This window comes from Mesorhizobium sp. 01N446, from assembly GCF_056399285.1.
The window spans coordinates 408,217-435,151 of the sequence record NZ_JBFTRA010000006.1 but is presented as its reverse complement, the minus strand read 5'-3'; the positions used below and the strand labels follow the sequence as shown (position 1 = coordinate 435,151).

Annotated in this window: 27 protein-coding genes and 2 pseudogenes; 13 read left to right on the top strand and 16 right to left on the bottom strand. The window is 61.6% G+C overall.

Going from position 1 to position 26,935, the window contains the following annotated elements; translation table 11 throughout:
- Positions 1-202, bottom strand: a pseudogene (locus AC1DPX_RS23700) (5-aminolevulinate synthase); the annotation flags it as partial.
- Positions 203-422: 220 nt separating this feature from the next.
- Between AC1DPX_RS23700 and AC1DPX_RS23695 the strand changes: the two are divergent.
- The gene (locus tag AC1DPX_RS23695) at positions 423-626 is read left to right on the top strand and encodes a hypothetical protein (RefSeq protein WP_202356037.1); all 204 of its coding nucleotides are present in this window, start codon (positions 423-425) and stop codon (positions 624-626) included.
- A 79-nt stretch (positions 627-705) separates the two neighbouring features.
- Here AC1DPX_RS23695 and AC1DPX_RS23690 read toward each other — a convergent pair whose 3' ends face one another.
- Both AC1DPX_RS23690 and AC1DPX_RS23685 read right to left on the bottom strand, forming a co-directional pair.
- Positions 706-1,530: a universal stress protein gene (locus tag AC1DPX_RS23690; protein ID WP_477239823.1), complete on the bottom strand. Its 825-nt coding sequence runs from the start codon at positions 1,528-1,530 to the stop codon at positions 706-708.
- 4 nt (positions 1,531-1,534) lie between these two features.
- Positions 1,535-1,936: a translational machinery protein gene (locus AC1DPX_RS23685; RefSeq protein ID WP_477239822.1), complete on the bottom strand. Its 402-nt coding sequence runs from the start codon at positions 1,934-1,936 to the stop codon at positions 1,535-1,537.
- A 188-nt stretch (positions 1,937-2,124) separates the two neighbouring features.
- Here AC1DPX_RS23685 and AC1DPX_RS23680 point away from each other — a divergent pair, with 188 nt between their 5' ends.
- Positions 2,125-2,373 (top strand): SDR family oxidoreductase, encoded by a 249-nt coding sequence (locus AC1DPX_RS23680; protein WP_244730547.1) that lies wholly within the window; start codon positions 2,125-2,127, stop codon positions 2,371-2,373.
- A gap of 271 nt (positions 2,374-2,644) precedes the next feature.
- Here the strand turns inward: AC1DPX_RS23680 and fixJ are convergent, their stop codons facing one another.
- Positions 2,645-3,259, bottom strand: coding sequence for a response regulator FixJ (fixJ, locus tag AC1DPX_RS23675; RefSeq protein WP_477239838.1), 615 nt, complete (start codon positions 3,257-3,259; stop codon positions 2,645-2,647).
- On the bottom strand, positions 3,246-4,736 hold the full coding sequence (locus AC1DPX_RS23670; RefSeq protein WP_477239837.1) for a PAS domain S-box protein: 1,491 nt from the start codon (positions 4,734-4,736) through the stop codon (positions 3,246-3,248). Before AC1DPX_RS23670 ends, fixJ begins: the two co-directional genes overlap by 14 nt.
- 300 nt (positions 4,737-5,036) lie before the next feature.
- On the opposite strand from AC1DPX_RS23670, the gene AC1DPX_RS23665 reads away from it, so the two are divergent.
- From AC1DPX_RS23665 to AC1DPX_RS23640, 6 genes and pseudogenes are all read left to right on the top strand, one after another.
- Positions 5,037-5,849, top strand: coding sequence for a universal stress protein (locus tag AC1DPX_RS23665; protein ID WP_477239821.1), 813 nt, complete (start codon positions 5,037-5,039; stop codon positions 5,847-5,849).
- Between the two features lie 7 nt (positions 5,850-5,856).
- Positions 5,857-8,517, top strand: coding sequence for a magnesium-translocating P-type ATPase (mgtA, locus tag AC1DPX_RS23660; protein ID WP_477239820.1), 2,661 nt, complete (start codon positions 5,857-5,859; stop codon positions 8,515-8,517).
- Between the two features lie 72 nt (positions 8,518-8,589).
- On the top strand, positions 8,590-8,859 hold the full coding sequence (locus AC1DPX_RS23655) for a DUF6455 family protein (RefSeq protein ID WP_202356031.1): 270 nt from the start codon (positions 8,590-8,592) through the stop codon (positions 8,857-8,859).
- Positions 8,860-8,954: 95 nt separating this feature from the next.
- Positions 8,955-9,418: pseudogene (locus AC1DPX_RS23650) on the top strand (tetratricopeptide repeat protein); the annotation flags it as partial.
- Between the two features lie 3 nt (positions 9,419-9,421).
- Positions 9,422-9,865: a cytochrome c maturation protein CcmE gene (gene ccmE / locus AC1DPX_RS23645; protein WP_477239819.1), complete on the top strand. Its 444-nt coding sequence runs from the start codon at positions 9,422-9,424 to the stop codon at positions 9,863-9,865.
- Between the two features lie 163 nt (positions 9,866-10,028).
- Positions 10,029-10,577, top strand: a complete 549-nt coding sequence (locus AC1DPX_RS23640) for a hypothetical protein (protein WP_202356028.1) — start codon at positions 10,029-10,031, stop codon at positions 10,575-10,577.
- Positions 10,578-10,635: 58 nt separating this feature from the next.
- Here the strand turns inward: AC1DPX_RS23640 and AC1DPX_RS23635 are convergent, their stop codons facing one another.
- The 9 genes from AC1DPX_RS23635 to ccoN form a co-directional block, all read right to left on the bottom strand.
- Positions 10,636-11,424 carry a CBS domain-containing protein gene (locus AC1DPX_RS23635; RefSeq protein ID WP_477239818.1) on the bottom strand — a complete coding sequence of 263 codons (789 nt, stop codon included), beginning with the start codon at positions 11,422-11,424 and terminating at the stop codon, positions 10,636-10,638.
- Positions 11,421-11,573 carry a cbb3-type cytochrome oxidase assembly protein CcoS gene (gene ccoS / locus AC1DPX_RS23630; protein ID WP_202356027.1) on the bottom strand — a complete coding sequence of 51 codons (153 nt, stop codon included), beginning with the start codon at positions 11,571-11,573 and terminating at the stop codon, positions 11,421-11,423. Before ccoS ends, AC1DPX_RS23635 begins: the two co-directional genes overlap by 4 nt.
- Positions 11,570-13,855: a cation-translocating P-type ATPase gene (locus AC1DPX_RS23625; protein WP_477239817.1), complete on the bottom strand. Its 2,286-nt coding sequence runs from the start codon at positions 13,853-13,855 to the stop codon at positions 11,570-11,572. The genes ccoS and AC1DPX_RS23625 overlap by 4 nt, the downstream gene beginning before the upstream one ends.
- Entirely contained in the window at positions 13,852-14,349 is a 498-nt protein-coding gene (locus AC1DPX_RS23620; RefSeq protein ID WP_202356025.1) for a FixH family protein, read from the bottom strand. The genes AC1DPX_RS23625 and AC1DPX_RS23620 overlap by 4 nt, the downstream gene beginning before the upstream one ends.
- Entirely contained in the window at positions 14,346-15,911 is a 1,566-nt protein-coding gene (ccoG, locus tag AC1DPX_RS23615; RefSeq protein ID WP_477239816.1) for a cytochrome c oxidase accessory protein CcoG, read from the bottom strand. Before ccoG ends, AC1DPX_RS23620 begins: the two co-directional genes overlap by 4 nt.
- 157 nt (positions 15,912-16,068) lie before the next feature.
- On the bottom strand, positions 16,069-16,932 hold the full coding sequence (ccoP, locus tag AC1DPX_RS23610) for a cytochrome-c oxidase, cbb3-type subunit III (RefSeq protein ID WP_202356023.1): 864 nt from the start codon (positions 16,930-16,932) through the stop codon (positions 16,069-16,071).
- A 2-nt stretch (positions 16,933-16,934) separates the two neighbouring features.
- A complete protein-coding gene (locus AC1DPX_RS23605; RefSeq protein WP_202356022.1) occupies positions 16,935-17,084 on the bottom strand; it encodes a cbb3-type cytochrome c oxidase subunit 3 in 150 nt (49 codons plus the stop codon).
- Between the two features lie 12 nt (positions 17,085-17,096).
- On the bottom strand, positions 17,097-17,828 hold the full coding sequence (gene ccoO, locus AC1DPX_RS23600) for a cytochrome-c oxidase, cbb3-type subunit II (protein WP_202356021.1): 732 nt from the start codon (positions 17,826-17,828) through the stop codon (positions 17,097-17,099).
- 13 nt (positions 17,829-17,841) lie between these two features.
- Entirely contained in the window at positions 17,842-19,449 is a 1,608-nt protein-coding gene (gene ccoN / locus AC1DPX_RS23595) for a cytochrome-c oxidase, cbb3-type subunit I (RefSeq protein WP_477239815.1), read from the bottom strand.
- A 245-nt stretch (positions 19,450-19,694) separates the two neighbouring features.
- On the opposite strand from ccoN, the gene AC1DPX_RS23590 reads away from it, so the two are divergent.
- Positions 19,695-20,102: a hemerythrin domain-containing protein gene (locus tag AC1DPX_RS23590; RefSeq protein WP_202359532.1), complete on the top strand. Its 408-nt coding sequence runs from the start codon at positions 19,695-19,697 to the stop codon at positions 20,100-20,102.
- Between the two features lie 41 nt (positions 20,103-20,143).
- Here AC1DPX_RS23590 and AC1DPX_RS23585 read toward each other — a convergent pair whose 3' ends face one another.
- Positions 20,144-20,872: a Crp/Fnr family transcriptional regulator gene (locus AC1DPX_RS23585; RefSeq protein WP_477239814.1), complete on the bottom strand. Its 729-nt coding sequence runs from the start codon at positions 20,870-20,872 to the stop codon at positions 20,144-20,146.
- A gap of 159 nt (positions 20,873-21,031) precedes the next feature.
- On the opposite strand from AC1DPX_RS23585, the gene hemN reads away from it, so the two are divergent.
- Positions 21,032-22,378 (top strand): oxygen-independent coproporphyrinogen III oxidase, encoded by a 1,347-nt coding sequence (gene hemN / locus AC1DPX_RS23580; RefSeq protein ID WP_477239836.1) that lies wholly within the window; start codon positions 21,032-21,034, stop codon positions 22,376-22,378.
- A gap of 23 nt (positions 22,379-22,401) precedes the next feature.
- Here hemN and AC1DPX_RS23575 read toward each other — a convergent pair whose 3' ends face one another.
- Complete coding sequence (locus AC1DPX_RS23575) at positions 22,402-22,833, bottom strand: potassium channel family protein (protein ID WP_202356018.1); 432 nt, start codon at positions 22,831-22,833, stop codon at positions 22,402-22,404.
- 312 nt (positions 22,834-23,145) lie between these two features.
- Between AC1DPX_RS23575 and AC1DPX_RS23570 the strand changes: the two genes are divergently transcribed.
- The 3 genes from AC1DPX_RS23570 to AC1DPX_RS23560 are packed head-to-tail and all read left to right on the top strand — an operon-like array spanning position 23,146 to position 26,906.
- The gene (locus tag AC1DPX_RS23570) at positions 23,146-23,649 is read left to right on the top strand and encodes a putative pterin-binding protein (protein WP_202356017.1); all 504 of its coding nucleotides are present in this window, start codon (positions 23,146-23,148) and stop codon (positions 23,647-23,649) included.
- Complete coding sequence (locus AC1DPX_RS23565) at positions 23,646-25,832, top strand: ATP-binding protein (protein WP_202356016.1); 2,187 nt, start codon at positions 23,646-23,648, stop codon at positions 25,830-25,832. The genes AC1DPX_RS23570 and AC1DPX_RS23565 overlap by 4 nt, the downstream gene beginning before the upstream one ends.
- 3 nt (positions 25,833-25,835) lie before the next feature.
- Complete coding sequence (locus AC1DPX_RS23560; protein WP_477239813.1) at positions 25,836-26,906, top strand: HD domain-containing phosphohydrolase; 1,071 nt, start codon at positions 25,836-25,838, stop codon at positions 26,904-26,906.
- The last annotated feature ends 29 nt before the right edge of the window (positions 26,907-26,935 follow it).

The window sequence follows — 26,935 nt, the reverse complement described above, 5'->3', positions numbered from 1 at the left end:
ACGCGGCGATGACGTCGGGGTGCTGGCCCATGCCGAGATAGTCGTTGGAGCACCAGACGGTGATTTCCTCGGCGCGGCCGTTGGAACGCCATATGGCGCGCGGAAACTTGCCCGCGATGCGCTCGAGGTCGGCGAAGACACGATAGCGATGCTCCGCGTGGAGCTGGTCGATCGCTTCTTCGAAGAACCGCTGGTAGTTCATGTCACAGTCTCCCGCAGGGACGAAATGGCCGCGACACACTGTCGAGGCTCGCAGCCTGACCTTCGCGCCTGGCGGCCAGGCGCGCATTGCGCCAGGTCAATTGACGCGATCGATACGGTTTCCCAGTCGGCCCGGTTTTGCTCGCACACGCTTTTGCGATCGGCGTATTGGGAGTAGGGTCCGTCCAGTTGAGGACCCACCTCGACATTGAGGGTTTGTCGTGGACCGGTTCGTTGCGCGCTCCAATATTGCCCATTTCGAGGATTTGCTGGCCAGGGAAACAGATCCCGAAAAGCGGCAGACCATCGAACGCTTGTTGGTCCTTGAGAGGCAAAAACTGGAGGCAGCGGAGCGCGAGGCCGAAAAGAACGCCAAAACCGTGCAACCTCCGAAACCCGGAGATTCTCACGACCAGTCGGATTGAAGGCGGTCAGATCAAACGTATATGGAAACGATCGACGGCTTGAGGTGTAAATTAAAGTCACTGACCAACGCGGCCTATCTCAGTTGGAGATCAGCCTGTGGAAGGACCGCGCCTTCAGCACTGAATGCGTCATGCCGCCGAACGTCCTTTCCCGCACACGGCTGTGGCCATAGCCACCCAGCACGATGAGATCGGCGTCAATATTGCTGGCCAATTGAAGGAGCGCTTCCGAAGGCTCGCCAAGGCGCTTTTCCAATAGCTCCGAGCGGGCTTTGACGCCGTGGCGTCCCAGGAAGAGCTTGACGTCGGCTACGTTCTCGCACGCTGGCAACTCTCCATCGTGGACGGTTGCAATGACCACATCGCGCGCTTCAACGAGCAAGGGCAGCGCGTCGACCACCGCGCGTCTGGCCTCGCGCGTGTCGTTCCACGCAATCAAAATTGTTTCCGTCTTGATCGGCCCAGGCTTATCGGAAGCAACGAGAAGTGGACGTCCCGCCGTGAGGATGAGACTGCCGGGATCAACGGCGCGGCGGCGATCAGGCAAGATGCCACGTGCCGGCGCGCCCAGGACAATCAGATCGGCAGCGCGTGCATTGAGCGCAAGCTGAAGGGTCGGATTCCCGATCTCTCCGCGCCACGAAGCGCGATTGTCGCCCCCCACGGCAGTGAAGAATTCCGCTTTCAAGTCATCAAGGCGCGCCTCTATGTCTTCAACCTGAGACCACATCGCCTTTGAGACCGCCCCGTCATCGGTGCCGGTCGGCAAGACAAGATGGGGCTCGGCGGCACAAAAGCCGATAAGGTCGGCCCCATATCTTCGAGCAAGATCCCATGCCGCCGACACGATGGGTCTGGTGGCGGCATCGATCTCCAGTTGGACCAGGACCGTTCTGAGAGCCATCGCTTCAATCCAGTCGCATCCCGGACAACATGCGATCGGCGGCCCTGAAGAACAGCCGCGCATACTTCACGATCTGGGCTTCCGTCGGGTGATCGGCGGTTTCGACGCCGATGATCCGATTTTCCAACTGTGGGAAGTGAGCGCGAACATGTTTTGCCAATTCGTCCTTTGCTGACCCGGGCCCGAGGATCAGCCACTCCTTCGCCGATTGCAGGGCAAGGACAATGTTGCGGTAGAAAGCCTGGTTTTCAGGGGCGCGTTTGCCATCGACAGTTCCTGCCTTGTTGTGGGTCTGGTGATGTGTCAGCGTGGCGGAGAGCTTTACGCTCTCAAAGCCCTCGCGATCAAAAAAGAAAACCTTCGCCTCGCAATGGTCCAACCAGGCGACGGCATGTTGCGTTTGCATGGAAAACTATCCTTTTGCTGCGGCTTGGTCACAAGCGCTGTCCGAGTCGCAACGGTATTCGCAATCCGAGCGAGGTCTTTGATCACGATCAAAGATGGGCCGGCGGTTTCGTCGCGCTGTTTGACGTCAATCAACGCCAGCGTTTCAGGAGGCGCTAGGAGTTCGGCTCTGATTGATGGAGCCAGCCCATGAAGGAATTTTCAGGAAGAACCGCAATCGTGACCGGCGCTGGCTCGGGTATAGACACTCCGCTGCTGGCGAAGAATCTGGACGATAAAGCGATCGGACAGCTCTCAAGCCTGCACCCGGCTGGCCGCCTGGGAACGCCAAAGGAAGTTTCGGCGCTGACCTGTTTCCTGCTGTCGAGCAATGCCGGCTTCATCACAGGCAGCTATCACCTGGTCGACGGCGGCTATAGCGCCCTGGACGGCATTTGACGGCCGAAAAAATGATTCAAATCAAAGCGTGGCAAAAGCCATTCGGTCACAATGCCGCGATGTGGAATCCGATCGCAAGCGCCCCATATGGCCGCAGCCTCGAACTGGCCGTCATCGATGAAGACGGCCCGCACACTCTCGTATTTCCGTGTGAGAAAGGACGGGAGGGTTGGAAAGACGCCACGACTGGCGCTCGCGTCGACATCCGTCCGACCCATTGGCGCGACTGGGAGCCAGGCAACAGGCAGGCGGATCCCCGTCCTGCCTCATCTTAATGTTTGGAATCGGCAATCAACGCCATCCGCACCAGATGCGAAAGGCTGCCGGCGCCCATCTTGCTCATGACATTCGCACGATGGATTTCGACCGTGCGCGGGCTTATCCCAAGGTCGTAGGCGATTGTCTTGTTCGGCAGGCCCGAGACCAGACCGTCAAGCACCTGCCGCTCGCGCTCCGAAAGGCTGGACAGGCTCTTATGGATCTCCGAGGCTTGCGGGTGGGCGACAGCCGCCTGGCTGCGATTGTCCAGAGCCAGGCGGATTGCGTCGATCAGGATCTGATCATCGAATGGCTTCTCGATGAAATCGGCGGCTCCCTCCTTCATCGCCTGGACAGCCAGCGCAACATCGGCGTGACCCGTCATGACGATCACAGGGACAGTCTGTCCGCGCGCTCTCAGCTGTCGCAGAAATTCGATGCCATCGATGCCTGGCATGCGCACGTCGGTAAGGATGCAGCCTTCGATATCCTTCGTCGCTGTGGCCAAGAAGGCTGTGGCCGACTCGTGCAGGCGCACGGCAAAGTCGGCCGTAGCGAGAAGAAATCCCAGCGACTTACGAACATCGACGTCGTCGTCGACCACGTGCACGACTTCATTGCCTGTCATGAGCGACCTCGTCCTTCTCGACAATGCGCAGGGTGAACCGGAACGCGGTTCCACCCCCAGGCATTGCCTCTGCCCAGATATGACCGCCATGCGATTCGACGATAGTGCGGCAAATGGACAGGCCCACGCCCATGCCCTGTTTCTTGGTGGTGACAAACGGTTGGAAGAGCTGTGACGAAACCTCAGGTGCCAGGCCCGGTCCCGTGTCTTTCACGCTGACCTCCGCCATACCGTCGGCGCGTGTCTTGGTGACCACTCGCAATTCACGACGGGGCGCTCCCTGCATGGCTTCCACCGCGTTGCGCATCAGGTTGAGCAGAACCTGCTGGATCTGGATACGGTCGGTCAAGACAAGTTCTGCTGCCGGGTCGAGCTCATAGCTGACGCGCACGTCGGCTTCCCTGGCACCCACCAGGGCAAGGGACGAGGCTTCCTCGATAATTGTCGTCAAACGCTCGACCTGACGCTCGCTTTCGCCTCTGGCGACGAAATCCCGCAGGTGCCGGATGACGTCTCCGGCGCGCAAGGCCTGCTCGGCAGCCCGTTCCACGGCCTCTCGCAGCATGTCGGCATTGTCGTCCTTGCTCTTTTCGAGAAGCCGGCGACTGCCTTTGAGGTAGTTGGTGATTGCCGTCAGAGGCTGGTTGATCTCATGGGCCAGTGTCGAAGCCATCTCGCCCAGCGCGGTGAAGCGAGCCATATGAAGCAGCTCCTGCTGTTGCTCCTGTATTCGGGCCTCCGCTTTGTGCCGCTCAGTGAGATCGCGGCAGAAGCCGGTAAAGAAGCGTCCCGTCCCCGGGTGCATCTCGCCGACGGCAAGTTCCATGGGAAACGTCGAGCCGTCCTTGCGCATCCCTGTTACGGTTCGGCCCAGACCAATGATCCGGCGCTCGCCGGTACTCAGATACCGGTGCAAATATTCATCGTGCTCCTCCCGATAAGGTGACGGCATGAGGATGCTGACATTGGCGCCGATGACTTCGTTTGACTTATAGCCGAACAGCGCCTCAGCAGCGGTGCTGAAGGACTGGATACGCGCCTGCTCGTCAATAACCACCATTGCGTCGGGAACCGTCGCCAGAATTGAGCGCAGATGGTCCTCGCGCAACTGCAGGGCAGCATTGGCGAAGGAAAGGTCGCTGACATCCGTGCCCTGGACGAAGATCGCGGTGATGTGACCGTCCTCAGCCTTGATGGGCTGGTAGACGAAGTCGAGGATGCGTTGCTCCGCGGTTCCATCTTGCGCATTTCGAAGGACGACCTTGATGCCTCGCCCGACATAGGGCTCACCAGTCTCGCTTACCTGATCGAGCCGTTCGAAGAAGCCCTGACCCTCAAGCTCGGGCAAGGCCTCGCGCACCGATTTGCCAATGACCTGGCGATGGCCGATCAAGCTTTGATAGGCGGCATTGGCCAGCTGGAAGATATGGCCGGGTTCGCTCAGCAAGGTCATGAAACCGGGCGCCTGGTCGAACATCAGGGCCAGAAGCTCATGTTCCGCGGCCCCGCGCGGTTCCTTCCGGTTACCCTCGGAAAGGACTGGCGGCGCGGTATCGCGGTCGGATGAGACTGGCGGCGCCTTCTTGCTCACTTGCAACCCTTGAGTTGAGAACCGGCAATGCCGGCTGATGTAGCACCCATCCCGTCGCACGCAAACCGATCCAAGAGCCATGGCCTGTGGAACAGGCCAGCCAGCGTCGTTTGACCCGCATCAAGGCGGTGGCGTCCGCCCGATGCAAAGTTTGGCGCACCGACCATCGTAAGCGCGAGGCGTCTCATGTCCTACAAGTCAATAATCGTCAATCTCGCCGTGGATGCCGATCCCGCACCCATCGTGAAGCTTGCCGCCGGCCTTGCCGGGCGCTTCGGCGCTCATCTGATCGGCCTTGCGGCGGCGGATGTTCCCCCCTTGGTCTCGACCGGCGAGGGCTTGGTCTACGAGGGCGAGGTCATGCAGATCCAGCGCACCGAAATCGAGAAGCGGCTTGCCGAACTGCGCGGCGCGTTCGAGAGGCTGGTTCCGTCCTCAATCAGTAGTGAATGGATGCAGCAAGTGTGCAGTCCGACCCGCCTGCTCAGCACAGCCGCCCGCGCTTGCGACCTGATCGTGACCGGCGGAGAGGAGGGCGAAAATGTATTCCGCGCCGTCGATATCGGTAGCCTGGCGCTCGGTTGCGGTCGGCCTGTCTTCGTTGCAGCCACCAATTTCGAACATGTCCTGGCCAAGACCGTGCTCGTCGCCTGGAAGGATACCAGGGAGGCGCGCAGGGCCGTCGCCGATGCCTTGCCCTTTCTGTCGAAGGCGGACGAGGTCGTGGTCGTCACGATCGATGGCAATCCCGACGACGGTGTCCGTGACAGCCTCGCGGACGTCGCGGTTTATCTCGAGCATCATGGCATCCTGGCGAGGACCGAAATCCTCAAGGGCGAGGAGAATGGAGAGCAGCTCCTGGCGTTTGCGCGCTCTATCCACGCGGATCTGGTCGTCTCTGGCGCCTATGGTCACAGCCGGTTGCAGGAATGGGCGTTCGGCGGCATGACCCGGACGCTTGTGCGGGAGAGCGGCATCAATCGTCTGATGTCGTACTGAGGCTGTCATGTCGATCGGCAAGATCGATCTGGCGCGACACTCGAGATACGAAGCAGGCGACACGCAGCCCGCTCGTCGCTTGCCGGATGCGTATTGGTCGCTTGATGCAGGGCAATTGGTGAAGCAACTGCAGACGTCCAAGTCCGGGCTGTCCGGTGCGGACGCGGCGGCCCGGCTGGCAAAATTCGGTCGAAACACGCTGACGTCGCGGTCTGGACGATCGGCCGCGGCTGTTTTCGCCGGCCAGTTCCGCAGCCCGCTGGTTCTCATCCTGATTTTTGCAGCGATCGTGTCGGGCTTCGTCGGCGAAGGCAATGAAGCCGCGATCATCGGCGTGATCGTGCTGGCGAGCTGCATCCTGAGCTTCACACAAGAGTATGGCGCATCACGCGCCATGGAAGCGCTTCAGCAGCGCATTTCCCGCAAGGCCAGCGTGTTGCGGGATGGCTTTGAACGTTCAATCGACGCTCAGGATATCGTTCCAGGCGACGTCGTTAGCCTCTCGGCTGGAAATCTCATCCCGGTCGACGGCGTCGTTCTGGAATCGCAGGATTTCAATGTCAGCGAAGCCGTGCTGACAGGTGAGACCTTCCCGGTAATGAAGTCGGCGGGACGCTCCGCCCCCGAGGCAGGTATCGCGCAGCGGGTCAACGCCGTCTTTACCGGCACTTCGGTTCGTAGCGGCACGGCGAGGGTGCTTGCCGTGGCCACGGGATCGACCACCGAGTTCGCGCTTATCGCGAGCGCTCTCGAACGCCGCATCCCAGAAACCGGTTTTGCCCGTGGCATCAGGCAGTTCGGCTACCTGATGACCGAAATCATGCTGGCTATCGTCATCGTGGTCTTCTTCGCCAATCTGATGCTTGGACGGCCGCTGATTGAATCGCTTCTGTTTTCCCTAGCGCTCGCCGTCGGGCTTACGCCGGAACTGCTGCCTGCAATCATCAGCGTAACACTTGCCCGAGGGGCTCGGACCATGGCGGCGGGCGGCGTCATCGTGCGTCGTCTCGACGCCATCGAGAATCTGGGGAGCATGGACCTTCTTTGCACGGACAAGACAGGAACCTTGACCGAGGGCGTTATTCATCTCGACGGATGCCTCGATGTCGAAGGCAACCCGTCAGGCAGTATCCTGCTGTGGGCCCACCTCAATGCAACGCTTCAGACCGGACTGAAGAACCCGCTCGACGAGGCAATCGCAACCACTCCGCTTGGAGACCTCGATCCGTCGGCATTCACCAAGGTCGAAGAAATTCCCTACGACTTCATTCGCAAGCGTCTGTCCGTCGTGGTCCTCAACAACAAGGCCGAACGGCTTCTGATCAGCAAAGGCGCTGTGCAGAACATTCTTGAGGTTTGCGACTTCGTCCTCGGCGCCGATGGGCAGCTTGGCCCTTTGGACGATCGGCAACGGGCTGCGATTGACGACAAGTTCCGGCGTTGGAGCGCGCAGGGCTACCGTGTGCTTGCGCTCGCGGTCCGGCGTTTCGTCGGCCAGTCGAAGTTCACCAGGAGCGACGAATGCGCCCTGGGCTTTGCCGGCTTTCTGCTTTTCCTCGATCCACCGAAACAGGGCGTGAAGGAAACGCTCTCGGCACTTGCCCGTCGCGGAATCGCGGTAAAAGTCATCTCCGGCGACAACCGCTACGTTGCCGCGCATCTGGCGCAAGCCGTGGGTCTTCGCGCCGACAAGATCATGACCGGCGAGGACCTGTCAAAACTGACGAAGAATGGTCTTTTCGCCAGCGTGGGGGCTACCGATCTCTTTGTTGAGATAGACCCCAACCAGAAGGAGCGAATCGTCGAAGCGCTCCGCAGAAATGGGCATGTCGTCGGATATCTCGGCGACGGCATCAACGACGCGCCGGCGCTTCATGAGGCCGACATTGGCATCTCGGTCGACACCGCCGTCGATGTTGCGCGTGAAGCCGCCGACATCATCTTGCTCAAGCGGGATCTCGCTGTCCTGGTGCGCGGCGTCGACGATGGCCGAAAGACCTTCGCCAACACGATGAAATACATATCGATCACAACCAGCGCCAATTTCGGAAACATGATCAGCATGGCTGCCGCTTCGCTGGTGCTGCCCTTCCTGCCGCTCCTGGCAAAGCAGATCCTGCTCAACAATTTCCTCTCCGACATCCCCGCTTTATCCATAGCCGGCGACAATGTCGATGCGGATCAGCTGCGGCGGCCCCGCCACTGGGACATCCATTTCGTGCGCAGGTTCATGATAAGTTTCGGGCTTGTCAGCTCGCTGTTCGACTTTGTGACTTTTGCCTTTCTTCTCCTTATCGTGCACGCCGCCGTGACCACATTCCAGACAGCCTGGTTTGTCGAATCCTTGCTTACCCAGCTCTCCATCCTGCTGATCGTACGCACACAGAAGGCTTTCTGGGTGAGCCACCCGAGCCGCCTGCTTGCCGGCCTTACGCTCGGCATTGCCGTCGTAGCCGTGCTTGTTCCGTATAGCCCGTTTGCTCCGTGGTTCGGCTTCGTCGCGCTGCCCCTGCCCGTGCTCGTGGGTCTGGTGGGGATCACGGCTCTTTATGTCGTCGCGTCCGAGCTCACGAAGCGTTGGCTGTTCGATAAGGGCAGCCGTGGCAGCGCCCGGCCGAAGACAGCAAAAAAGGTTGCCGCACCGGCATCGGGTCCGGAGAAAGCTTAGCGCTCGCCAAATGATCCAGATCAATGCCGAACACCACAAATTGGCTACAATCGAAGGCAAGGAGCGAACGACATGAGTCTTCTCGATTACTTGATCACGGTTGACGCGAGAACGGCCTTGATGGACCGCATGATGCGCAAGCTGGGCGTCGACAGGCAGCTGAAGGTCGTGGCCGATCACGTTGCCGTCTCGAATCGTGCCGTGGACAGATGCCGGTCTTGCGGCCATCAGGAGGAATGTGCGGCATGGCTCGACGAAACGCAGCACGCGGATCATCCTCCTGCCTATTGCCGCAACAGTGGCCTGATCGCGCGCTTGCAGTCCGTTTCGGACCATCGCTAAGGCCGGCATCTCCAGGCGGTCAAGAAAGCCGGAAAGTCGTGTAGGCTTGCTCGCCGAATTCCGGCCGAACGCCGACAAACCATGCGGCGCGGACGAATGCCAAGGCAAGCTTCTACCTGGCAATGGGCTTGGCGCAGGAAGGCAAGAAGGCGCCGGCGACTGCGGCCTGGCAAAAGATGCTTGAGACCTTGCCACCCGATTCTCCCTGGCTTGGCGCCGTCCAGCAAGCGCTCGGCCAGGGAGGTGAGCCGTCGGTTTCGGCCGAAGCGCAGGCTAACGGTCCCGACGTCCAGCAAATGGTAGCGGCGCAGCAGATGCCGCCGCAGGACCGCCAGGCGATGATTGAAACCATGGTCGCCGGCCTCGATAGCCGGCTGAAGCAGTCCCCACGCGACCTGCAAGGCTGGACGCAGCTCATTCGATCCTATGCCGTGCTCGGCAAGCCAGTGCAGGCGCGCGACGCGCTAAAGCGGCCATCGCTGCTTTTGGCGATGGCAGCAATGAAGCAAAACAGGTCACCACCGCTGCCGCCGCGCTCGGCGTAGCGGCGACGGAGTGAAAGATGACGCGAAAGCAAAAGCGATTGTCGGTGATCGCGGCCGGGCTGGCCTTTCTGAGCGCAGCCACCGGTTTCAGCTTCTACGCGCTTGGCCAGAAGGCTTCCTATTTCTACATGCCCGCCGAGCTCGCCACGGCCATCGTCCAGCCTGGCCAGCGCATCCGGTTCGGCGGTCTTGTCGAGAAGGGAACCATCGTGCACGGGCAAGGCGCCAGCGTCGCCTTTTTCGTCACCGACGAGCAGAGGTCGGTGAAGGTTACCTGTACCGGCATTCTGCCTGATCTCTTTCGCGAGGGGCAGGGCGTCATCACCGAAGGCACCTTCGGTCCGGATCGCGTCTTCATCGCCGACAGCGTGCTGGCCAAGCATGATGAGCGTTACATGCCCAAGGACGTCGCCGATGGCCTGAAGGCCCGGGGCGTTTGGGAGCAAAGCAAAACCCGGTAAACCTCGAGCCGCTATTGGCCTTCGGGCGTCGGCAAACGTTAGCGGTCGCAATCCGCGCCGCCGTGCTCCCGAGCGTAAAGCATTTGGCGCTTTGGATTGACACGCATCAACGCAACCGCTGCTCTTGCAGTCGATGACTCTGCGTCCATAGGATCAGGCCGTTTTGGAAACACTCGTTCTTCTCGAAGCTTTCGTGCTGTTTGTCGCACCGGGACCGACCAACGCCCTCTTGCTGGCGGGAGGCATCAAGCGACACAGGACGCTGATGCTGCTGACGGCACAGGCATGCGGATACGGGATCGCGGGCGGCTTCTGGTTCTCCCTGCATCCCTTGATGCCGCCCGGGGCCATCGAACCCCTCAAGCTCATCGCGGCGCTCTGGCTCGCGGTCCTTGGCGTGCGCCTGCTGATGAGTGCCCGGATTGACCCGTCTGGTGAGGCTGACGGAATTTCCGTGTTCGCCACGAGTGCCCTCAATCCAAAGGCGTTTGTCTATTGTCTGGCGATCGTGCCGGCAGATATTGGGCCGCGCGCGCAGGCGATATACTGGATCGTGCTGTTGGTGATCACAGCTGCCACAGGATCGGTATGGGTGCTGCTTGGCAGCAGGCTTGGCGACGACGGAAGACTGGCAGACCGGGTCGCCGGCGCGGCGCTTGTTGCGTTCGCAATGCTGCTGCTTCGGCCGTTCATTGCTTCGATCGCGACCTGAGAAAGGGTGGTGTGTAGGGGCGGAGGCCGGCGCGATCCCCATTCGGCGGCGTCGCCCACTATGAGATGAGCAACACCGAAAATGGTCCAGCGCGGAACAGGCTGTCCTTTACCGCCTTGACGCCTGCCACATTCTCGGCCGCCACCACGGCCGCTTCGCGCTGACGCTCGTCAAAAATTGCGCCGCTTAGCTCGACCGTGCCGTGATCGACCTTTACGCCGATCAAGTCGCCACCGCTCCAGGCCTGGCCCCGCAGCTCCTGCAAGACATTCCTGCGAATGGATTCGTCATCAGCGGTGGTCGCGCCCGATTGCGGCAGGGCGCGAACCAGCGCGCGCATCAGGTCGGTCCGCGTAACGATTCCCACGGGCTTTCCGGCCCGGATGATGGGGATGTTCTTGACGTTGTTTGCCGTCATCAGTCCGACAATTTCGGCAAGCGTGGCCTCCGGAGGCGCTGACACGACTTGCCTTGTCATCACCTCGTGCACGCGCCGACCGTTGGCCAGAACGTAGTCCTTGGCGATCTTGCCGGGACCCGCGACCAGCTCCAGCCAGCGTGGGCGAACCTGCTGGGTGCCAAGCTCCTTGCGACGCAGGAAATCGCCTTCGCTGAGGATACCTGCCACGGATCCGTCGTCACCGACCACCGGTAGGCAACCGAACTTTCCCGAAAGCATGAGTTCGGCCGCATCGGCTATCGAAGCGCCTGGGCCCACGGTCACGACCGGTTTGGTCATTATGGCTTCGGCCCGCATACCCGCCTCCTGGTGTCTATCCAACCCCTTCTCGGATGAAACGGAACAGCCAGCATTGATCTGCGTCATTTCCGGCGGCACCGCGGTCACTTCGGCAGCTCGTCGCGGTCGAGGAGAATCCGCTCCGCGGCGCCATCGAGGTCCTCATACTGACCGCTTCTCAGGGCCCACAGAAAGCCGGCAAGTCCAAGAGCGCCCAAGAACAGCGCCACCGGGATGAGGTAGACGAGCGTTGTCATGACGGCCGGGCGGCGGCGTCGGCGCCGCCGCGCCCTCCCTTTGACGGGCTAGCAAACGACGCACCCTTTGAGAAGCCTTGCAGACGCATGGCGTTTCCAATCACCAGCAAGGAAGAGGCGGACATGGCGATCGCGGCGATCAGCGGCGTCACATGCCCTGATATGGCGATCGGAACGGCAATCGCGTTGTAGACGATGGCGATACCAAGGTTCTGGCGGATCAGTCGCCCGGCCTTGCGCGAGACTTCGACGGCGAGCGGCACGGCGAGAAGGCTCTCGCGCAGGAAGACGAAGTCAGCAACGTTGCGGCCGACATCGGCAGCCGTCGCCGGCGCGATCGAGACATGAGCTGCCGCAAGCGCCGGCGTGTCGTTCAGGCCGTCACCCACCATCAGCACCTTGTGTCCCTGCCTGGTCAGGGCTTCGACCCATTCGACCTTGCCGGCGGGCAGGAGAGAAGGGGCGTAGTCCTCGATGCCCAATGCACCGGCGACTTCGCGGCAGGCCTTGGCGGTATCGCCAGAGAGCATCTGGATCGACACGCCGCTGTCGCGCAGCGTGCTCAAGGCCAGTTTGGCATCGGCGCGCACGGCATCCTCGAACGCGAATGTGGCGACGATCATCCCGTTCTTGGTCAGGACTGTCCCGCCATAACCACCAGCCTTGCCCTCGCCGCCAGTCCTCGCCTTCCAGCCGGCCCAGCCGCGGCGGCCAAGCCTCCAGGTGTTGCCCTCGGCGACAGCCTCCATGCCGAAGCCCGGGTGCTCGCTCACAGCCTCGAGCCTGAGCTGCGAGGGTGAAGTCGCAAAGCGGGCTATCGCTTTTGAGAATGGATGGCGGGAATGCGCAGCCATGTCGGCCGCGATCGCCAGCATGGTCGGGTCGATGGACAAAGCGTTGATCAGTCTCGGCTGGCCGAGCGTCAGCGTTCCGGTCTTGTCGAACAGCGCGGTGTCGACCATGGCCAGACGCTCCATGGCCGAGCCGTCCTTGACCATCACACCGGCTTCGAACAGGCGCCGCGCCGCGACGACCTGCACGATCGGCACGGCGAGCCCCAGCGCGCAGGGGCAGGTGATGATGAGAACCGCGATCGCAATCGTCATTGCCCGATGCCAGTCACCGGCGGCCGCCATCCAGCCGAGAAATGTCAGCAAGGCGGCAAGATGGACAACCGGCGCATAGAGGGCCGAGACCCGGTCGGCAATCCTGCGGTACTTCGACCGACCGCCTTCGGCGGCTTCCATCAAGCGGACCATTTCCGCCAGGAAGGAATCCTTCGCGGCGGCGGTCGCTTCCATCGTGAGGGGACCGGTGAGATTGAGCATGCCGGCCTGGATGGGCGCGCCAGCACCCACGGTTCTGGGCGTGCTCTCACCGGAAACCAGAGAGCAGTCGAGATCCGAGGTGCCGCTGACAATGGTGCCGTCAACCGGGATACGCTCGCCGGCCGCGATCAGCAGGTGCATATGCGGCACGATCTCGCTGACGGGCAGATACTCGCGGCTGCCTTCGCCGTTCAGGACGACGGCACCGCGCGGTGCGAGCCGCGAAAGGCCGTTGACGGCCGTTCGCGCCCGCTCACGCATGACGTGGTCGAGCGTGCGGCCTATCAGCAAGAAGAACAGCAGTGACACGGAAGCGTCAAAATAGGCGTGCTCACCGTGGTTGATCGTCTCGTAAAGGCTCATGGCGTAAGCCAGCGAAACGCCGACCGCGATCGGCACATCCATGTTCATGCGCCCGTGACGAAGGGCATTGGCTGCCGAGCGGAAATAGATTCCACCGGCAAAGAACAGGGCAGGGATGGCGATCAGCGCCGAGACCCAGTGAAACAAATCCCGTGTCGCGCCCTCGGCGCCCGACCAGACCGAAACCGACAGCAGCATGGTGTTGCCAGCGGCAAAACCGGCGACCGCGACCGCGCGGATCAGTTCGGATAGCGTCTTGTCCTTGCCGGCCACCTCGGGATCAAAAAGATGCGCCGGGTACCCTGAGCGCCCAAGGGCTGCGAACAAGGGCGGGACATTCTCGCCGTGCCAGCGCACCGTTACGCGCCTTGTCGACAGATTGACGCGCGCGCTTTCGACGTGATCGAGCTTGGAGAGTGCCGTTTCGATCGTGTGGATGCAAGCCGCGCAATGAACGGAGGGTACCGAAAGGTCAGTCTGGTGGAGGTCGCCACCGAGCGCTCGGCTTGCCAGTTTTATCTCGGCGCTCGAGGGCATGACGGCAGCGGTATAGTCCAATGCCATTTCCGCGCCGGGCGCACAGCAGCTCATAGCATCGTTCCCTTCGAAATCATGATCCTGCGAACGTCGCGATAGGGCTCGGCGAGGCCGGCATCGGCATCGATCTCGACAATCCAGACACCGTCCTTCGGGGTATGCCGCGCACTGAATTCCTGACCTGAGCCTGCCGTCAGAACGACAACCTTGTCCTCTGACTCATAGGCGGGATGGCGAAACAGCACCTTGACCGCGTGCAAGGCGATCGGCTTGCCGGTCGCATCGGTCAATGAATAGCCGACTTCGCCCGATGCGATCGTCAGTTTGGCTGTCCAGCCAAGGGCTGCCTGGGCGCGTCCTTCCTTGGCTTTCTGGTTGAACTGCTGGCTGGCCACATAGGTGTTCTCGACCACCAGGCCGGTCCAGCTTGTGCTTGCCAGCGTCGCCATGGTGACGTTGACGGCGATGATGACGGCAAAGAAACCGACGATCGTGAACAGCATGTGCTTGCCGGTGAACTCGCGGATTTTCTGCGGTTGGGCGCTCACTTGGCGATCTCCGGTGCATTGAATGTGGCGGTGTATTCGGCCGACTCGACGCCGCCCTGGTCCCTGATCTGGAATTTGAAAGTCTGTGCGGCGCTCGCGATCTGCCCGGCGGGCTGGCGCACGAAGACTTTCAGCATCTTCAACCGGTCAGGGTCGGCCACGGTGGTAAAGGACTGGGATGCCGGAAGGTCGATACCGACGGCGTTCATTTCGGCGCCCGGCAGGCCCTGCAAGCTGACCTCGATCGTCCGCGGCTCAGGGATCATGTTCAAGAGCTTGACGGTATAGCCGTTGCGGATCGAGCCATCCGACAAAGTGACGAATTGCGGATTGCGGTCATGCAGGACATTGAGCTCGAGACGGTCGCGCGTCAGCACAGAATAGACCAGCGCCAGCCCGATCGCCGACCATGTGCCGAGATAGATGTATGTGCGCAGGCGGAAGATGTTGCGCAGGTGGAAGCGTGCCAGCCCGTCGGCGAACGCACCCGTGGCCGTCCGGACCAGAGCCGGATTCACCGGCGTGGTGCCGCCGGCGGTCGCGAGCGACATGTTGGCGTTGTAGTCCGAGAGCGTGGCATAGGCGATCAGGCCGCGTTCGCGGCCGAGCTTGTCCATGACGCCGTCGCAGGCGTCGATGCACAGCGCGCAGGTGATGCACTCCAACTGCTGGCCGTCGCGGATATCGATCCCCATCGGGCAGACCGCCACACAGGCATTGCAGTCTACGCAGTCGCCCGCCGACTGTCCGGCGGCGAGGCTCTTCTTGGCATGCCGCGACCGAGGCTCGCCGCGCCAGTCATTGTAGGTGACGGTCAGCGAGTTTTCATCCAACATGGCGGCCTGGATGCGCGGCCATGGGCACATATAGGTGCACACCTGCTCGCGCATGAGCCCGCCAAAGACGTATGTGGTGGCTGTCAGGATAAGAATGGTCACATAGGCGACCGGCGCGGCGCTGCCACGTGCGACATCGAGCGCAAGCGTTGGCGCGTCGGCGAAATAGAATATCCAGGCGCCGCCGGTGGCGACGGCTATCACCAGCCAGATGGCATGCTTGGATATACGCAGCATGAGTTTGCGCGCGCTCCATGGCGCGGCGTCGAGCTTGATGCGGGCGTTGCGGTCACCTTCGATGGCGCGCTCGACAACCAGGAACAGGTCGACCCAGACCGTCTGTGGGCAGGCATAGCCGCACCAGGCGCGGCCTACCGTGGAGGTGACAAGGAAAAGGCCGACGCCTGCCATCATCAGGAGCCCGGCAACGTAGTAGAATTCCTGCGGCCAGATCTCGATGAAGAAGAAATAGAAGCGGCGGTTGGCCAGATCGAGCAGAACCGCCTGGTGGGGAGCGAAGGCGCCGCGATCCCAACGCAACCAGGGGGTCAGGTAGTAGATGCCGAGCGTGATGGCCATCACCAGCCATTTGAACTGACGGAAACGCCCGGAGGCCCGCTTGGGGAATATCTTCTTGCGCGCTGCATAGAGGGGCTGTCGCGTCTTGGCCGAGTTGACCGCCTCAGCCTCGAGCCGTTCGACCTGCGTTTGATCCAACACCTGCATTCTCCACCGGCGCAACGACATTGCCTGGTAGGTTCTAGCCGCAGGTCACACCGCACCGCGTTGATGCAGGTCAAAGTGGGGGCTGGAAACAGATCGAGGCCCGGCGCTGGCCGGGCCTCGTCGCCTGTACGGTGAGGGCCAGAGAATAGACCCCCATCTATTCTCCACCGCCAAGCGAATGCACGTAGACCGCCAACTCCTTGACCTTGGTATCGCCCAGGCGACCAAGCCACGCAGGCATGACACCGTGCTTGGGCGCACGCACTTGCTCGGCGATGGCTGTTTCGCCCGATCCATAGAGCCAGATGGCGTCGGTCAGGTCGGGTGCGCCAAACTCCTTGTTGCCCTTGGCGTTGTCGCCGTGACAGGCCACGCAATTGTCCGCGAAGACCTTGGCGCCGGGCGTCACCAGGCTCGCATCCCCGATCTTACCCGAGAGGCTGGCGACGTAGGCGCTGACCTGGGCGACCTGGTCAGGGGTAATGATGTCGGCGAAAGCGGGCATCGCCGATTGCCTTGTGTCCGGGTCGGATGTGAAGCGGATGCCATGCATGATCGTCTGCTGGATCTGGTCGGGCTTGCCACCCCAAAGCCAGTCGTCGTCGTTGAGGTTCGGAAAGCCCTTCGATCCTTGCGCGCCCGAGCCATGGCACTGGACGCAATTGACCTTGAACGTGGCCGCGCCGGCGGCGATCGCGAACTCGCGCAACGCGTCGTCACTGAGGATTTCGGAAACAGACTTGCCCTGGATCGCGGTGACAAATTCGCCTTTGGCTGCTTCCGCGGCGGCGAGCTCATTCTTGACCTCGTTGCGCGAAGAATAGCCCAGCACGCCCTTCGTCGCCGACGACAGCAATGGCCAGGCCGGATAGGCGATCATGTAACCGATCGCCCAGGCGATGGTTATGTAGAAGGTTATCACCCACCAGCGAGGCAGCGGGTTGTTGAGTTCCTTGATGCCATCCCACTCGTGGCCGGTGGTCGGGATGCCCGACACGTCATCAATGTGTTCTGAGCTCATGATCAGTCATCCTTGAGGGGAATGCGGGCGGCTTCATCGGCTTGGCTGCGACCGCCCGGTCGCAGCGCAAAGGCAATGCATCCGACAAAAAAGAGCGCCATGGCGAGCAGACCCCAGCTATCGGCGAATTCCCGCATCAGATTGTACTCCATGGGTCGTTCTCCTCAGCGGTAGCCGGCGGCTTCGTCGTAATTCTTGAAATCGACCAGTGTGCCGAGCATCTGGAGATAGGCCACAAGGGCATCCATCTCGGTGACCTGTTGCGGATTGCCGTCGAAGTCGCCGACCTTGGCCTTTGGGTAGCGCTTTTCCAGGCCGGACGTGTTGGCACTGGGATCGGCCTGCGCCATGAGATCGGCATTGGCGTTGGCGATCATGTCATCGGAATAGGGAACGCCGACGCGCGCATTCGCGACCAGATGCGTCGAGAAATCCTTCACCTGGATTGGTGTGTCCTTCAGGAACGCGTATTTCGGCATGATCGATTCCGGCACGACAGAGCGCGGATCGCTAAGATGCTGGACATGCCAGTCGTTCGAATAGCGGTCGCCGACCCTCGCAAGGTCAGGGCCGGTGCGCTTGGATCCCCACTGGAAAGGGTGATCGTACATCGACTCGGCAGCCAGGCTGTAGTGTCCGTAGCGCTCGACCTCGTCACGGAACGGCCGGATCATCTGGCTGTGGCAGAGATAGCAGCCTTCGCGAACGTAGATGTTGCGGCCGGCGAGCTCGAGCGGTGAATAGGGCCGCATCCCATCGACCTTCTCGATGGTGTTGTCGAGGTAGAAGAGCGGCGCGATTTCGACGATGCCGCCGACAGTCACGACCAGCAACGATCCGACGAGAAGCAGCGTGGCGTTCTTCTCGATGATCGCGTGTTTGTCCATCAAGGCCATGTCTGGCTCCTTATTAGGCTGGCTGCAGGGCGGGCTCGGAACCCGGCAATGATTGCTCCTCGCGCTGATGGCCGAGGATGGTCATGGTGATGTTCCAGGCCATGAGCAGGGCGCCGGAGAGATACATGGCGCCGCCGATGGCGCGCATGACGTAGTAGGGATGCATGGCGGCCACGGTTTCGGCGAAGGAGTAGACCAGGAAACCCTGCTCGTCGTATTCGCGCCACATCAGGCCCTGCATGATGCCGGACACCCACATGACGGCGGCGTAGACGACGATCCCAAGGGTCGCCAGCCAGAAGTGCCAGGTGACGAGGCGCAGCGAATAGAGACGCTCACGGTTCCAGAGCTTCGGTACCATGTAATAGATCGCGCCGAACGAGATCATGCCGACCCAGCCGAGCGCGCCGGAATGGACATGGCCGATGGTCCAGTCCGTATAGTGCGACAGCGAGTTGACGGTCTTGATCGACATCATCGGGCCTTCGAAGGTCGACATGCCGTAGAAGGCGATGGCCATCACCATCATGCGGATGATCGGGTCGGTGCGGATCTTGTCCCAGGCGCCGGACAGCGTCATCAGGCCATTGATCATGCCGCCCCAGGAGGGCATCCACAGCATGATGGAAAACACCATGCCGAGCGTCTGCGCCCAGTCAGGCAGCGCGGTGTAGTGCAGGTGATGCGGCCCCGCCCAGATGTAGAGAAAGATGATCGCCCAGAAGTGGATGATCGACAGCCGGTAGGAATAGACCGGTCGGTTCGCCTGCTTGGGCACGAAGTAATACATCATGCCGAGGAAGCCGGCGGTGAGGAAGAAGCCGACGGCATTGTGGCCGTACCACCACTGCGTCAGCGCGTCCTGGACGCCGGAGAAGGCGGAATAGCTCTTCGAGCCCAGGAAGGAAGCCGGCATCGACAGGTTGTTGACCACGTGCAGCATCGCGATGGTCACGATGAAGGACAGGTAGAACCAGTTGGCGACGTAGATGTGCGGTTCCTTGCGCTTGAGGATCGTGCCGAGGAACAGGATGAGGTAGGCGACCCAGACGATGGTCAGCCAGATATCCACATACCATTCAGGCTCGGCATATTCGCGGCTTTCGGTGATGCCTAGCAGGTAGCCGGTCGCGGCCATGACGATGAAGAGCTGGTAGCCCCAGAACACAAACCAGGCGAGATTGCCGCCGAAGAGGCGGGCATGGCAGGTGCGCTGTACGACATACAAAGACGTGCAAAGCAGCGCGTTGCCGCCGAAGGCAAAGACCACGCCCGATGTGTGCAGTGGCCGCAGGCGGCCGAAATTGAGCCATGGCTGGATGTTGAGGTCGGGGTAGGCCAGCTGCAGCGCAATGACCACCCCGACAAGCATGCCGACAACGCCCCAGAACATGGTGGCGATGGCGCCGTAGCGGATCGGCCCATCCATGTAGGCCGAAGGGTCGACAGGAACCTCCGGCTTGAAATTCGTGTTGCGCAGAAGAATGGCGGTGAAGCCGGCCAGCACGAGGAACAGCACCCACATATGCTGACGGAACGGTGCATCGACTCCAAAGCCCGCGGCGACAATCGCCGCGAACGCAAACAGGCTTAGAAGGAAGATCTCTCTGCCAAATTTCATCGCAAGTCCCCGATCTCGAATTCCGGCGGATGCCAAATCCGCGATGCATGAATTCAGCAGCCGGCCGCCAGTCGCCTTGATCCATGTCAAAGCCGGGCGGTTTTACTTTGGGCAGCGTCGAGCCCGGTCTAGTCAGGAGGTCGCGATTGAAGAGGAAATTGCAGGGCCTGCCATCGCATCGCTTGCGGTGCGGAAAACCAGAACGGACGCGTGGGATCGTGATCGAGGTTACAGCCGCCGCTACGATGGCGCGCTTGCATGGTGAAAAACTGCGGCTTTGCGATGCACTCGAAAGCATTGCCGACGCTTTGCCCAATGTCGATCGCTTCAGCTGCCTTGGCATGGCAAACAGCATCGTCCCGCTGCTGCGCGACAGCCATAGGCTCGAGGAGACCGTCATTTTCCCCGCCTATGAGGCGGCCTCGAGCCTGACGGGTGCCGATTTCAGTTCGACCAGCCGGCTACGCGCTGAACATGTCGAGGACGAATGTTTCGCGGACGAGGTGACCGAACAGCTTCTGGGGATCGGGCGCGGTCGTGCGGTCGAGAATGCGGAGGCGCTGGGATTTATGCTCCGGGGGTTCTTCGAGAGCTTGCGACGGCATATCGCCTTTGAGCGCGAGCACATCCTGCCGCGCATCGTTGACCGCTGAGGCTGTCGTTTTGGAGGCGTCGATCAGATCGCTCGCGCGCCTCAGTCGCCGCAGCGCTGCTCAAGCCTTTTCATGTCGTCCACGATCAGGTGCCGGTAGTTCTCGATGCGGATCACACCCTCGGAYCGCAGTCGGGTCAGCTGGCGACTCACCGTCTCGATCGTCAGCCCAAGGAAATCGCCGATATCGGAACGCGTCAGCGGCAGGTCGAAGCGCGCTGATGGGGCATCGGAATCCGCCGTCGGATCGATGTTCCTGGCTATCATGACAAGGAAGCTTGCGACTTTCTCCGAAGCGGTCTTGCGGCCCAGCGTCACCATCCAGGCGCGTGCTTCATCGAGCTCGTTCAACGCCTGTTTTAACAGGCGATGCTCAAGCTCGGGCGATTCCTTCATCATCCGCTCAATGGTCGTCTTCGGAAAGGAACAAAGCGCCACGGCGGTCGCAGCCTCGACATTGATGCCGCTCTCCGATTTGAAGGGCCTGCCAAGGAAATCCGGTGCGAATTGCAGGCCGACAATCTGCTGGCGTCCGTCCGAAAGGCTTTTCGTCAGTTTCACGACGCCGGACAGCACGTTCGAATAGCTGCCGACGGTCTCGGCGTCACCGACCAGTTCAACCCCGGCCGCGACCTGGTGTTTCGACGAGGTCTTGGCGAGCCCGACAAGCTGGTCCGGGTCGAGCGCCCCGCACACGCCGCGGTGCCGCGCTTCGCATGACTGGCAAAGCACGGGGATACCAGAACTGTGAACGTCCTGTCTTATGGTCATCTCGTCGCCTGGAGTGAGTGTTGCTCCACAATACCACCACCGCCTCGCAAGTTTGTTGCGGCAGTTTGTCCGGGTTCCAGCGAGCCTTGATTGAAATCAAGGTTTTGTCTTCGTGGCGCCGGCAAATTGGCGGCCATGCAATCTTCAGCCGCCAGAGAAATGCCCTCGACACCTGTCGCCAGCCTGGCCGAGGCTGTGCCGCGCTACACAAGCTATCCGACTGCTCCGCATTTCCATCCGGGGATCGACGCCGGCTCCGTTCGCGGCTGGATCAGCGCGCTTGAAGCCAGGAACGAAATCTCGCTCTACCTGCATATCCCCTATTGCGACAGACTGTGCTGGTTCTGCGCCTGTCACACCAAACAGACCCGACACTATGCCCCGGTTGCGACTTTCCTGCGCTCGCTGCACAGGGAGATCGCGACTGTAGGGACCATTATGCGCGGGAAGGGCAGAGTGCGCGCAGTACATCTGGGCGGTGGCTCGCCGACCATGCTGAAGCCGGAGGACATCGTGGCGCTTGGAGCGGCGCTTCGCAACAGCCTCGACTTCCTCGACGGTGCCAGCCTCAGTGTCGAAATCGATCCGAATGATATGGATGCGGGCCGTCTCGACGCCTTCGCCGGAATCGGCATGACACGGGCGAGTCTTGGTGTGCAGGACTTCGACCCCAAGGTGCAGAAGGCCATCAACCGGGAACAGAGCTTCCAGGCGACCAGGGACGTGGTCGAGGCGGTGCGCGCGCGAGGCGTGAAGTCGGTGAACCTCGATCTGCTCTACGGCCTGCCGCACCAGACCCTTGACAGTGTCGCCGCGACGGTCGCGCAGGCCTTGAGCCTGCATCCGGATCGCTTGGCACTGTTCGGCTATGCGCATGTCCCCTGGTTCAAGAAGCACCAGACGATGATCGACGAGGCGTGGCTGCCCGATCCCGCTGCGCGCCTGGCGCAGTCGCAACTCGCTGCACGGCTGATCGTCGAACGCGGCTATCAGGCTGTCGGGCTCGATCATTTCGCCAGGCCGGACGACACGCTTGCCATCGCGGCCAGCACCGGCATCATCCGGCGCAATTTCCAAGGCTATACCGAGGACCAGTGTGAAACCCTGATCGGTCTTGGCCCCTCGGCGATCAGCAGGTTCCGCCAAGGCTATGCCCAGAACATCGTTGCAACGGGCGAATATGAGAAGGTGGTGGACAAGGGACTGCTGGCGACGGCGCGCGGCATCGCGTTCAGCCCAGACGATCTGGCCAGAGGCTGGATCATCGAGCGCCTGATGTGCGATTTTGCGTTCTCGGCGCTCGATCTCGTAGAGCGCTTCGGCGATGTCGGGCAGAAATTGCTGCTTACCGCCAGCCGTCTGGCGAACGGCCCCGGCGCACTACTTCAGCTTGAGGGCGACCATTTCGTCGTGCCCATCGATGGCAGGCCGCTTGTCAGGGTGGTGGCGGCGAAGTTCGACAAGTATCTTCAAAATGGAACAGGCAAGCATTCGCTGGCCGTTTGAGTGAAACGCTTTTTCAGGCCAGCCTAGAAGTGCTCGCCAACCCTGAAGGGACCGATCCGGGTCCCGGCCGCAATCAGATAGGCGGTCGACCAGCCGATCAGCAGAAAGCCGTTCACGCCCTCCAGCGCCGCCAGGATCCGCCAGTCGTGGGCAGGCACGATGTCGCCATAGCCAACGGTGGCGAAGGTGGTCGTCGAGAAGTAAAGGGCGGTTTCGAAATCCGGCAGGATTCCGAGAAGACGGTACAGGCCTGCCCACAGCCACACCTCGACAGTCATGACGGCGAAAAGGCCCATGACGACGCTGATCATCGCGACAATGCGGCTGCGGCGGCCATGCATACGGAACCGCGCCACCATATGGGTCATCGCACGGGTGACGCCGATGAGGCCGAAGGTGTGAACAAGCACCGTCAGGCTGATGGCGACTGTGCCGACAAGCAGGTTTGCGAACATCGCCCGACCGTAGCGTCGCAACGGCCGCCCGCCTTGTGCGAAATCAATTCGTGGCCAGACGGATTTGCGCGGCCGATACTTGAAATTCGGCAATATGCACAATCTCTTGATTAGCTTTTACCGAATTGAAATCTGTCATCGCTAAGACTGAGCCATTACCTCGGACGATCGCCATCAGGCGAAGGCATGATGCCGCTTTGTCCGTGCCGGTTTGAGGCCGGCGGTTGCGATCTCCATTGCACAAGAGCGACGCCACAGTCGCATTCCGTGCCTGCCGCCGCGCGCTGCGCCGGCAACCGAAAGACAAATTCGATGAAATTCCTGATTGCGGCTGCGCTGCTTGGCGCGCTGCCGGTGTCCGACGCCATGTGCGCCTCCCTGGAGGCGCCGAAAGGGGCTGTCGTATTGACGATCACCGGCGATATCCAGAATACGAACGCGGCGAATTCGGCGACCTTCGATCTGCCGATGCTGCAGGCGCTTGCCGGCCGACAAGCCGTCATGGACACACCATGGACGAACGGCGCCACCGAATTCGAGGGTCCTTACCTGAAAGCAGTGCTCGATGCGGCCGGCGCCCACGGCAAAACACTGAGGGTGAAAGCCCTCAACGACTATTCGGCCGATGTGCCGATGACCGATGCCAGTGACTACGAAACCATCCTCGCCCTCAAGATGAATGGCAGGCCGATGTCGGTTCGCGACAAGGGTCCGCTCTTCATGATCTACCCTTTCGACAAGAACCACGAACTCTACAACGAGAAGTACTTCTCGCGCTCGGTTTGGCAAATCAAGGAAATCGAGGTCGTCGATTGACGCCCGATCTGTTCGAGAGCCGCGAGGCGGTTCGCAAGGCCGGTAAGGCCACACGCTATCTGATCGCGGTTTCCGTCGGGCTGATGGTTGCGCTGGGTGGGGCCTTCGCCCACCTGGCCGCCCGTCAGAACACGCTGCAGGATGGCATTCGCGAGGATGCCCTATGGGCGGTTTACCAGCTCGACCGCGAGGCGCGAACGCTTGCTCAGGCGACCGACCGGCTGGCCGGGAAGGGCAGCGTCAGGGCCGACGAGGTCAAGGCGCTCAGCTTGCGCTATGACATCCTCTATTCGCGGCTCTCGATCCTGGACAACTCCAAATATGCGTCATTCTTCGAAACCAGCGAGACCTTTCGCGACGTTCGTGTGCAGGTGCGTGATATTGTCGTTGGCCTTGCGCCGGTGTTCGACCGGATCGCTGCCGACGAGACGCTCGATCACGCCACGCTGGCGGCGACTGCCGAGACGCTCGGCGGTCTGCTGACAATCACCGAGTCCCTGCTCAGCTACACCAACGCCTCGGTTTCGGCCGCGCGCGCCGATGCGCGTGACGAAGTCATGCGGCTGCAGCAGCTCTCCGCAATCGTCGTTATGGCGCTTGGCTGCTCTATCGGTCTCTTGATTCTCAACCTCATGCGGCAGCTGCGCATCGTCCAGGTCACCAGCCGCCAACTCGAGGCCACCGCCGACGAACTGGCGACGGCCTATCGCGCGGCCGAGATCGGCAACCGCGCGAAATCCGAGTTCATGGCCACCATCGGTCATGAAATTCGCACACCGCTCAACGCAATTCTCGGCATGTCCGAGCTACTCTCGCGATCGCAGCTCGCGCCTCGCGACCGGGAAAGTGTCCGCATCGTCACGAGTTCGGGCCAGGCCTTGCTCGAAGTCATCAACGAGATCCTCGACTTCGCCAAGATCGAGCATGGCGACCTCGCTGCGGAGGCAGTCCCCTTCGACGCGCCCGCAATGCTGCTGGACGTCGCCAGCGTCATGGAGGGCAGGGCGGAAGAGCAGCACGATCGCATCGAAATCAGGAATGGCTGTGTGGGCCATGCCGGATGGTATGTCGGCGACCCGACGCGCCTGCGGCGCGTGCTGCTCAACCTGTTGAGCAATGCGGTCAAGTTCACCGAGAACGGCCTGATACGCCTCAGCGTGGCTGAGAGCGGGGATGGCACCGGGCTGCGCTTCGAGGTTTCCGACACTGGCATTGGCATCCCGACGGAATCGCGCCATCGCCTGTTCATGCCCTTCAGTCAGGTCGATGGCACGATCAGCAGGCGCTTCGGCGGCACGGGGCTCGGCCTCGCCATCTGCAAGAAAGTGGTCGAGGGGCTCGGCGGCACGATCGGCGTCGACAGTGCTGCGGGCGTTGGATCCTGCTTCTGGTTCGAGGTGCCGGCCAGGCGTAGCGATCCACCGCTTGGCTCGAAGCCACAGGCCGTGGTGCTGCCATCATTCGACATCCTCGTGGTCGAGGACAATCCGATAAACCGAGAGGTGGCGCAGCAGTTTCTCGAGTTGCTGGGCCAACGCGTGACCTTTGCCATGGACGGGCGTGAAGGCGTGCGCCTTGCGTCCGAGCGGCAGTTCGGCCTCGTCCTGATGGACATGCAGATGCCAGTCATGGACGGTATCGAAGCGACGAGGGCCATAAGGGCGGCGGGCTGCGTTGTGCCGATCATAGCCATGACCGCAAATGCGTCCGACGAAGATCGCAGGCGCTGCCTAGCTGCCGGCATGAATGGGTTCGAGGCCAAGCCGATCACCATGGCAAGGCTCGAGGCGCTGCTGGCAGGGCTGGCGCGACCCGCCGGCGCTGCGCCCCAAACGATTTGCCCACCCGGTCCCACATCCCAAGAGGATGGCGCTGCCGCAGATCCGCGTGCCCGGGAACTGATCGACATCCTGGGAAAGGATGCCTTCGATCGTCTCATGGATGCGTTCCTGGAGGATTCGGCCGCACTGCTGCGTGACTTGCATCGCGCATTGTCGACCAGCGATCGCGCGCTCGCCGACCGCACCCTCCACTCGCTCAAAGGAGCCGCAGCCAATATCGGGCTGACGGCCCTCGCGGCTTTGGCGGAGGAGGGGCGTGCGCATCCGCTGGACGCCGATGTGACCCAGGATATTGCGCGGGAAATGGCGCGTATCGACCGCAGCGAGAGGAGCGCGGCCTGAGCCATGAAAAACGCCACCAGAATATTGATCGTCGAGGACAACCGGACGAACCGGATGCTGATGGAGATGCTGGTCGGCCAGATCCCGAATTGCGTAGCCATCAGCCACATGTCGCCGGTTGACGTGTTGCGCGACTTGCCAACGCTGGCCTTCGATCTCGCCATCGTTGACTACCAGATGCCGGAAATCAACGGCATCGAACTTATCGAGCGCATCCGCTCCGAGCCACGCTTTGCTGATACGCCCTTTGTCATGGTGACGGCCGATGGCGACGCCGGTACGCGCATCGATGCCATCCACGCCGGCGCCACCGAATTTCTCCACAAGCCTATCGAGCCAGTGGAGTTCAAGGCGCGCATGCGGAACCTCGTCAGATTGTGCGAGGCGCAACGGGACCTTGTTCATCGCGCGGAGTGGCTGAAGATCGAAGTGGACAAAGCCACGCAGGAACTGCGCCATCGCGAGGAAGAAATCATCAACCGGCTGACACTCGCCGCCGGCTACAAGGATCGCGAAACCGCCATGCACACGACCAGGATGGCGCATTACAGTTCCGTTCTGGCCAACCAGCTTGGATTCTCCGCGGACCAGTGCCGCGACATCCTGCTTGCCGCGCCGATGCACGACGTCGGCAAGGTCGGGATCCCCGACGCGATTCTGCTGAAGCAGGATCAGCTCAGCAGTGACGAAAAATTGCGCATGAACGAACACACGCGCATCGGAGCGGCCATCCTGGCCGGATCCGCATGCGCGCTTCTCCAACTCGCCGCCGAAATCGCCGAGACGCATCACGAGCGCTGGGATGGGACCGGATATCCAAACGGCTTGCTGGGCGAAGCCATTCCGCTGGTCGGACGCATTGCTGCCGTGGCCGACGTCTTCGACGCGCTCACGTCCGAGCGCCCATACAAGGAGGCATGGCCGACCGATCGGGCATTTGCCTATATCAAGGCGCAATCCGGGACGCATTTCGACCCGCGATGCGTCGAGGCGCTGCTGGCGGCTTCCAACGAATTCCTCGAGGTGAAGTCTGCCTATCCGGATGACCCTGCCGAGAAGCGCTACGTGGCTTGATCGCTGGCTCGAGGGAGGCGGGTTCTCGC

What these genes read in the sequence shown, in the direction of transcription:
- AC1DPX_RS23690 (WP_477239823.1), bottom strand. Translation starts at nt 1,530, where the DNA reads ATGGCTCTCAGAACGGTCCTGGTCCAACTGGAGATCGATGCCGCCACC.
- AC1DPX_RS23685 (WP_477239822.1), bottom strand. Translation starts at nt 1,936, where the DNA reads ATGCAAACGCAACATGCCGTCGCCTGGTTGGACCATTGCGAGGCGAAG.
- AC1DPX_RS23680 (WP_244730547.1), top strand. Translation starts at nt 2,125, where the DNA reads ATGAAGGAATTTTCAGGAAGAACCGCAATCGTGACCGGCGCTGGCTCG.
- fixJ (WP_477239838.1), bottom strand. Translation starts at nt 3,259, where the DNA reads ATGACAGGCAATGAAGTCGTGCACGTGGTCGACGACGACGTCGATGTT.
- AC1DPX_RS23670 (WP_477239837.1), bottom strand. Translation starts at nt 4,736, where the DNA reads ATGTTCGACCAGGCGCCCGGTTTCATGACCTTGCTGAGCGAACCCGGC.
- AC1DPX_RS23665 (WP_477239821.1), top strand. Translation starts at nt 5,037, where the DNA reads ATGTCCTACAAGTCAATAATCGTCAATCTCGCCGTGGATGCCGATCCC.
- mgtA (WP_477239820.1), top strand. Translation starts at nt 5,857, where the DNA reads ATGTCGATCGGCAAGATCGATCTGGCGCGACACTCGAGATACGAAGCA.
- AC1DPX_RS23655 (WP_202356031.1), top strand. Translation starts at nt 8,590, where the DNA reads ATGAGTCTTCTCGATTACTTGATCACGGTTGACGCGAGAACGGCCTTG.
- ccmE (WP_477239819.1), top strand. Translation starts at nt 9,422, where the DNA reads ATGACGCGAAAGCAAAAGCGATTGTCGGTGATCGCGGCCGGGCTGGCC.
- ccoS (WP_202356027.1), bottom strand. Translation starts at nt 11,573, where the DNA reads ATGACAACGCTCGTCTACCTCATCCCGGTGGCGCTGTTCTTGGGCGCT.
- AC1DPX_RS23625 (WP_477239817.1), bottom strand. Translation starts at nt 13,855, where the DNA reads ATGAGCTGCTGTGCGCCCGGCGCGGAAATGGCATTGGACTATACCGCT.
- ccoG (WP_477239816.1), bottom strand. Translation starts at nt 15,911, where the DNA reads ATGCAGGTGTTGGATCAAACGCAGGTCGAACGGCTCGAGGCTGAGGCG.
- ccoP (WP_202356023.1), bottom strand. Translation starts at nt 16,932, where the DNA reads ATGAGCTCAGAACACATTGATGACGTGTCGGGCATCCCGACCACCGGC.
- AC1DPX_RS23605 (WP_202356022.1), bottom strand. Translation starts at nt 17,084, where the DNA reads ATGGAGTACAATCTGATGCGGGAATTCGCCGATAGCTGGGGTCTGCTC.
- ccoO (WP_202356021.1), bottom strand. Translation starts at nt 17,828, where the DNA reads ATGGCCTTGATGGACAAACACGCGATCATCGAGAAGAACGCCACGCTG.
- ccoN (WP_477239815.1), bottom strand. Translation starts at nt 19,449, where the DNA reads ATGAAATTTGGCAGAGAGATCTTCCTTCTAAGCCTGTTTGCGTTCGCG.
- AC1DPX_RS23590 (WP_202359532.1), top strand. Translation starts at nt 19,695, where the DNA reads ATGGCGCGCTTGCATGGTGAAAAACTGCGGCTTTGCGATGCACTCGAA.
- hemN (WP_477239836.1), top strand. Translation starts at nt 21,032, where the DNA reads ATGCCCTCGACACCTGTCGCCAGCCTGGCCGAGGCTGTGCCGCGCTAC.
- AC1DPX_RS23575 (WP_202356018.1), bottom strand. Translation starts at nt 22,833, where the DNA reads ATGTTCGCAAACCTGCTTGTCGGCACAGTCGCCATCAGCCTGACGGTG.
- AC1DPX_RS23570 (WP_202356017.1), top strand. Translation starts at nt 23,146, where the DNA reads ATGAAATTCCTGATTGCGGCTGCGCTGCTTGGCGCGCTGCCGGTGTCC.
- AC1DPX_RS23560 (WP_477239813.1), top strand. Translation starts at nt 25,836, where the DNA reads ATGAAAAACGCCACCAGAATATTGATCGTCGAGGACAACCGGACGAAC.